Here is a 6571-nt window from a genome sequence, read left to right as displayed (position 1 = left end):
CGAAGCGGGGGCAGGGGGCGGGGGGAGGGGGCCCTCCGCGGGCGAGAGACACTTCGCCGCCGTGCACGAGCCCCCCGCCGCAACGGTTGCATATCTCGCGTAGCGGGGCGAAGTTGTGGACCCGTTTCCCCGCGCATGCTGGTTCCGGGCACTTTGGCGGACGCGGAGCGTCCGCCCCGGCGGGCGGAATCGAGATCTTGCTGTAATTTGAATCGCCCGGGCGGACGTGGTAAATCGCCGCCGGGCTTGGGGATGATACGACGGCGCGGGAGATGGCGGGCGCGCGGAATTCACTTCCGCACTCACGCACTCCCGCACTCACGCACTTCAGTTCCGAACCGATGTCGATAACGACGTTCCACGCCACCACCATCCTGGCCGTCCGCCGCGACGGCAAGGTCGCGCTGGGCGGCGACGGGCAGGTCACCATGGGCGACGTGGTCGCCAAGAGCAGCGCCACCAAGGTGCGCAAGCTGCGCGAGGGCAAGATCCTCGCGGGCTTTGCCGGCTCCGTGGCCGACGCGTTCACCCTCTTCGAGAAGTTCGAGGAAAAGCTCGAGCGCTACCCGGGCAACCTGAGCCGCGCCGCCGTGGAGCTGGCCAAGGACTGGCGCAGCGACCGCTACCTGCGCCGGCTGGAGGCCCTGCTGGCCGTGGCGGACCGCGAGAACCTGTACATGGTGAGCGGCACGGGCGACGTGATCGCCCCCGACGACGACATCGTGGCCATCGGCAGCGGCGGCAGCTACGCCCTGGCGGCGGCCCGCGCGCTCAAGGACCACTCGTCCCTGACGGCGCCCCAGATCGTGCGCCAGGCGCTCCAGATCGCTGGCGAGATCTGCATCTACACCAACACCAACATCACCGTGCTGGAGCTGGACGGCCCGGCGGGAAGCGAAGGCTGAGCAATGGCGACCAATGGGACGGACGTGCCGGCCGCCGGCGCCGATGGGCAGCCGCAGGAGCCGCTCTGGCTGGACGAGATGACGCCCCGCCAGATCGTGGCGGAGCTGGACAAGTACATCGTGGGGCAGCAGGCCGCCAAGAAGGCCGTGGCCATCGCGCTGCGCAACCGCTGGCGCCGCCAGCGCGTGGCCGAGGACCTGCGCGAGGAGATCGTCCCCAACAACATCATCATGATCGGCCCCACGGGCGTGGGTAAGACGGAGATCGCCCGCCGCCTGGCCCGCCTGGCCGGGGCGCCGTTCGTGAAGGTGGAGGCCAGCAAGTTCACCGAGGTGGGCTACGTGGGCCGCGACGTGGAGTCCATGGTGCGCGACCTGGTGGACGTGGCCGTGAACATGGTGCGCACGGAGCGCGAGGACGAGGTGCAGGACGTGGCCGAGCAGCGCACCGAGGAGCGCCTGCTGGACCTGCTGCTGCCCCCGCCCGAGAACGCGCCCGCCCCGCCCCCCGGCGGCGAGGGCGACAAGAAGGACGCCCGCGTGTGGTTCGCCGGCCCCACCTCCGGCCAGGCCGAGGCCGTCCCCGAGGACGCGCAGAGCCGCGAGCGGCGCGAGCGCACCCGCGAAAAGTTCCGCCAGCTGCTGCGCGACGGCAAGCTGGAGGACCGCGAGGTGGAGGTGGAGGTGAGCCAGTCCATGCCCATCGAGAACATGATGATCCCCATGGGCGGGGGGATGGACGGCGGCGGCGGCATGGACGGCAACCTCATGGACATGCTGCAGGACTGGCTGCCCAAGCGCACCAAGCGCCGCCAGGTGACCGTGGCCGAGGCGCGCCGCATCATCACCCAGGACGAGCTCGACAAGCTCGTCAACATGGACGAGGTGATCAACGAGGCGCTGGACCGCGTGGAGGAGATGGGCATCATCTTCCTGGACGAGGTCGACAAGATCGCGGGCGAGCGCAGCGGCGGCGCGGGACCGGACGTGAGCCGCGAGGGCGTGCAGCGCGACCTGCTGCCCGTCGTCGAAGGCTCCACCGTGCAGACCAAGTACGGCATGGTGCGCACGGATCACATGCTCTTCATTGCCGCCGGCGCGTTCCACGTGAGCAAGCCGTCGGACCTGATCCCCGAGCTGCAGGGGCGCTTCCCCATCCGGGTAGAGCTCACCTCGCTCACGGAGGACGACTTCGTCCGCATCCTGCAGGAGCCCAAGAACGCGCTCGTCACGCAGTACCGCGCCCTGGCCGCGGCCGACGGCGCGGAGCTGGAGTTCACGGACGACGGCGTGCGCGAGATCGCCCGCACGGCCGCGCGGCTCAACGAGCGCATGGAGAACATCGGCGCGCGCCGCCTGCACACGGTGCTCACGACGCTGCTGGAAGACGTGATGTTCGACCTGCCGGACATGGCGGACAAGCGCATCGTCATCGATCCCCCGCGCGTGAACGACCGGCTCAAGGACATCGTGGAGGACGAGGACCTGCGCAAGTACATCCTCTGATCCACGTCATCGCAGTCGCAGGACCTCGGCCCTCCCCCGGATTCACGGCGGGAGGGCCGATCCACATCCGCCACTCACGCATTTTCTGCCATGAACCCGACGCTGCTCAAGACCATCGGCCTGCTGACGCTCTCCAACATCTTCATGACGTTCGCGTGGTACGGCCACCTCAAGAACCTCAACACGAAGCCGTGGATCATCGCGGCGTTCGCCAGCTGGGGCATCGCCCTGTTCGAGTACCTGCTGCAGGTGCCGGCCAACCGCATCGGCTACCAGGTGGCGACGCTGCCGCAGCTCAAGATCATGCAGGAGGTCATCACGCTGACGGTGTTCGTCCCGTTCGCCGTGATCTACATGAAGCAGCCTATCTCGCTCAACTACCTGTGGGCGGGCCTGTGCATGTGCGGCGCCGTGTACTTCGTCTTCCGGGGATGAAGATATTCTTGCATTCCTTGTGATGCAAGATTACTGTTGGACTATGACGACGCACTCGCAGCACGACCGGATCGCGCGCCGCATCAAGGCGCTCCGTGAGGACGCGGAGATGACGCAGGCGGAGCTGGCGGAGAAGCTAGGCTTCAACGACCGTCAGACACTCGCGTCCATCGAGGCGGGTGAGCGCCGCGTTTCGCCGGACGAGCTGGTGCGCGTGGCGCGGGCGCTGGATGCCGACCCAGATGTCTTCGTGGACCCGTTCCGGCTCATCGGCGAGGGGGCGTTCAGCTTTCGCGTGAAGGAGGTGGCCGAGCCCGTCCTGGCCGCGTTCGAGGAGCAGGCGCGGCGCTGGATCGCCACCTACCGCGAGCTGGGGCGGCAGATGGGCGAGGAGCCACGCCGGCTGGGGCAAAAGCTGGAGCTGTACCCCTGGTCGTCGTTCGAGGACGCGGACGAGAGCGCCCACGCGCTGTGGGAGCACTGGCAGCTGGGCGACGTGCCGGCGGACGTGCTGGAGGAGGCGATCGAGACGCAGCTGGGCGCACTCGTGCTGCACGTGGACGCGGCGGAGGGGATCTCGGGCGCGGCGTCGCGGCTACCCGGGCTGCACGCCATCCTCGTGAACCGGCGAGAGTCGCGGGGGCGGCGCTCGTTCGACCTGGCGCACGAGCTCTTTCACCTGTTGACGTGGGACGCGATGCCGCCGCGGCGCGTGGAGCCGTGGGAGGTGCGGCCTACCAAGGGCAACCGCGTGGAGCAGATGGCGGAGGTCTTTGCCTCCACGCTGCTGATGCCGGCGCCGGTGGTCGTGAACCGCTGGATGGGGCGTGGCGGCGAGGAGCTGCCGCTGTGGATGCGGCGCATGGCGGAGGCCCTTCGGGTGAGCGTGCCCGCGCTGCAGTGGCGGATGGTGAACATGGGCTACCTCACGCGGGGCGAGCTGCGCGCCCTGCCGTCGCCTCCGCGTCCGCCCGTCTCCGCGAAGGAGCCGACGCCGCTGCTGTTCAGCCGGCGCTTCGTAGAGCGCGTGTCGTGGGCCGTGGAGACGGGGCGCCTTTCCCTGCGACGCGCGGCGGGACTGCTGGACCTGTCCGTGATGGAGCTGTCGGAGCTGTGCGCCGCGCACGGTCATCCGCTGTCGTCCTACGAGATGCCGGGATGAGGGCGCCGTGCTGCTCCCCGGGATCGCGCAAAGGGACACGGTCGTGCTCGTGGACACGAACGTGGTGATGGAGGCGGTGCGCACACGGTGCTGGAACGCCGTGGCGGGCGGCCTGTGCGTGGAGACGGTGGAGGAGTGCCGCGACGAGGCATTGCGCGGTGATCGCGGCCGCGCCGGCTACCAGCCGGTGAGCGAGGGGGACCTGGCGCGCCTGCGAAGGGTGCACGCGGTCGGCGCCGTGGAGCGCGCGACGTTCGCGCTGGCGTACGAGGACGCGCAGAACATGGATCCGGGCGAGCGCGACCTGTTCGCGCACGCGTACAGTCGCTTGGCGCGCGGCGATGCGCTGTGGATCGTCTGCTCGGCGGACAAGGCGTGCGTCCGCGCGGCAGTCGCGCTCGGCTGGCACCAGCGGGTGCACTCGCTGGGTGCGCTCGCGTCCGCCGTTGGCGCCAGCCCGAATCCGCCGCTGCTCCAGCAGCACACGGAGCGCTGGCTGTCCCAGGTGCGGACCGGGTTCCTGCTGGCGTCGTGAGCGCTATCCGCCGGCAGACGGGTCCTCGTAGAGGGTGATGGCGGTGGTCTTGATGAGCAGGTAGAGCGCGGTGCCGGGGGCGAGCTGCAGCTCCGCGCGTGCGTCGTCCGTGACCTCGATGACGAGCGGCGGCGTGTCGTCCGCCACGCGCGCGGTGACCAGGCGGATGGGACCGACGGCCTCCACGCGCTCCACGCGGGCGGGCACGGCGTTGCGGGCGCTCAACCCGGCCGGCGGCTCCAGCGCCAGCACGATCTCGTCCGCAGGGACGCTCAGCAGCAGCGGATGTCCGACGGGCAGGGTGGAGCGGGGGACGGTCAGCGCCGGGCCCGCGCCGGCCGATCCCAGGCGGACCTGCGTCGTCCCGTCGCGCGTGGCGGCGACGACGGCGGGGAGCACGTTCTCGAACCCCTCCGTCTCCGCGAGGGGGAAGACGGCGGGGTCCGTCAGCACGGCGCGGGGCTCGCCGCGGGCGATCATCCGCCCCTCGCGCAGCACGATCAGGTCCTCGCAGAGTGCCTGCACCTCCACGGGATCGTGCGAGACGAGCAGGATGGGGATGGCGAACTCCGCCTGCACGCGCTGCAGAAAGGGGAGCACGCGCCGGCGCAGGGCCGCGTCCAGCGACGCCAGCGGCTCATCCAGCAGCAGCAGGCGCGGCCCGGAGCAGAGTGCCCGCCCCAGCGCCACGCGCTGGCGCTCGCCGCCGGAGAGCGTCGTTACGGTGCGGCGCAGGAGCGGTGCGAGGTCCAGCACGCGGACCGTCGTGTCCATCACCGCGTCGGGATCGTGCCCGCCGGCCAGGGCCCGCCCGCGCCCCGCGCGCAGGTTGCCAAGGACGTCCAGGTGGGGAAAGAGCAGGCTGTCCTGCGGCACGTACCCCACGCCGCGCCGCTCGGGGGGAATCCGCACGCGCCGTTCGTCATCCAGCCACGTCTCATCGCCCAGCGCGACGTGGCCACGCGCGCCGCGGCGCAGGCCGGCGATGGTCTCCAGCAGCGTCGTCTTGCCGGAGCCCGACGCGCCGAAGATACCCGTCACCCGGTGCGTCGTCCGGACGTCGACGTCCAGGTCGAACCGGTCCAGGGGCAGGCGAACGCGGACGGAGAGGGCGTCGCTCATCGGCGCGCGACGGCCTGCCGGTAGGACAGGATCTCCGTGGCGTACACGGCAGCGAATCCGGCAATCAAGGCAATGATCAGCAGCGCGTTCGCCTCCGACTCGCGGCCCGCCTGCTGGGCGCTGAAGATGGCCGTGGCCAGCGTCTGCGTGCGGCCGGGGATGTTGCCCGCCAGGATGATGGTCGCGCCGAACTCGCCGATGGCGCGCGTGAATCCCAGGATCAGCGCCGCGAGCAGGCCCCGCGAGGCCAGGGGCAGGGTAAAGCGCAGGAAGGTCACGACGCGCCCGTGGCCCAGCGTGCGCGCCATCTCCTCGTAGCGCGGATCCACGGCCTCGAAGCTCACGCGCGCCGTGCGGACGATGAGCGGCGTGGCCATGACGGCGCACGCGATGACGACCGCCTTCCAGGTGAGGATCACGTCCAGGTCGATGCCCAGCGTGTCGCGTCCCAGCGGCCCGTCCGCGGCGAACAGGCGCAGCAGCAGGTAGCCCACGGCCGTCGGCGGCAGCACGAGCGGCAGGCTGAAGAGCGCGGCGACGATGCGCTTGCCCGCGAACTGTTTGCGGGCCAGCACCCAGGCGACCAGCGTCCCGGGGACCATGACGATGAGCGTCGCCAGGGCGGCCCACAGCAGCGTGGACCGCAGCGCCTCCAGCGCGGCCGGGCTCACGGCGCGGCCGCCGGTAGCGGGACGAAGCCGTGGCGGCGGAAGACCTCCGCGCCGCGCGGGCCGGTCAGCAGGTCCTGGAAACGGCGCGCGGCAACGGGGTTGTCCCCCTCCGCCACCTGCGCCAGCACGTAGCGGATGGGCGGCCCGTCGCGCACCGCGTACAGCACGCGCGGGCGGTCGGCGAACGCCATCTGGTCCGTCCGGTAGACGATGCCAATCACGCGGGGATCCGCGA

8 protein-coding genes are annotated in these 6571 nt (G+C 70.9%); 5 read left to right on the top strand and 3 right to left on the bottom strand.

The genetic code is table 11. The features are described 5' to 3' along the window. The first annotated feature begins 341 nt into the window (after positions 1-341). The 5 genes from hslV (at position 342) to VFZ20_RS05575 (ending at position 4543) form a co-directional block, all read left to right on the top strand. The gene (gene hslV / locus VFZ20_RS05595; RefSeq protein ID WP_329682852.1) at positions 342-905 is read left to right on the top strand and encodes an ATP-dependent protease subunit HslV; all 564 of its coding nucleotides are present in this window, start codon (positions 342-344) and stop codon (positions 903-905) included. A 78-nt stretch (positions 906-983) separates the two neighbouring features. Then, positions 984-2411 carry an ATP-dependent protease ATPase subunit HslU gene (gene hslU, locus VFZ20_RS05590; protein ID WP_349264068.1) on the top strand — a complete coding sequence of 476 codons (1428 nt, stop codon included), beginning with the start codon at positions 984-986 and terminating at the stop codon, positions 2409-2411. A 90-nt stretch (positions 2412-2501) separates the two neighbouring features. Then, positions 2502-2846 carry a DMT family protein gene (locus VFZ20_RS05585; RefSeq protein WP_329682850.1) on the top strand — a complete coding sequence of 115 codons (345 nt, stop codon included), beginning with the start codon at positions 2502-2504 and terminating at the stop codon, positions 2844-2846. A gap of 43 nt (positions 2847-2889) precedes the next feature. Then, positions 2890-4008, top strand: a complete 1119-nt coding sequence (locus VFZ20_RS05580; RefSeq protein WP_329682849.1) for an XRE family transcriptional regulator — start codon at positions 2890-2892, stop codon at positions 4006-4008. A gap of 43 nt (positions 4009-4051) precedes the next feature. After that, complete coding sequence (locus VFZ20_RS05575; protein WP_329682848.1) at positions 4052-4543, top strand: hypothetical protein; 492 nt, start codon at positions 4052-4054, stop codon at positions 4541-4543. Between the two features lie 3 nt (positions 4544-4546). Here VFZ20_RS05575 and modC read toward each other — a convergent pair whose 3' ends face one another. The 3 genes from modC to VFZ20_RS05560 form a co-directional block, all read right to left on the bottom strand. Further along, on the bottom strand, positions 4547-5665 hold the full coding sequence (modC, locus tag VFZ20_RS05570; RefSeq protein WP_329682847.1) for a molybdenum ABC transporter ATP-binding protein: 1119 nt from the start codon (positions 5663-5665) through the stop codon (positions 4547-4549). Then, the gene (gene modB / locus VFZ20_RS05565) at positions 5662-6336 is read right to left on the bottom strand and encodes a molybdate ABC transporter permease subunit (protein WP_329682846.1); all 675 of its coding nucleotides are present in this window, start codon (positions 6334-6336) and stop codon (positions 5662-5664) included. Before modB ends, modC begins: the two co-directional genes overlap by 4 nt. Further along, positions 6333-6571: molybdate ABC transporter substrate-binding protein (locus tag VFZ20_RS05560; protein ID WP_329682845.1), on the bottom strand; the 239-nt coding region annotated here is incomplete at its 5' end. The genes VFZ20_RS05560 and modB, both read right to left, overlap by 4 nt.

It is taken from the genome of Longimicrobium sp., assembly GCF_036280135.1.
Lineage (GTDB): Bacteria > Gemmatimonadota > Gemmatimonadetes > Longimicrobiales > Longimicrobiaceae > Longimicrobium.
This window is presented reverse-complemented; position numbering and strand designations above follow the sequence as displayed.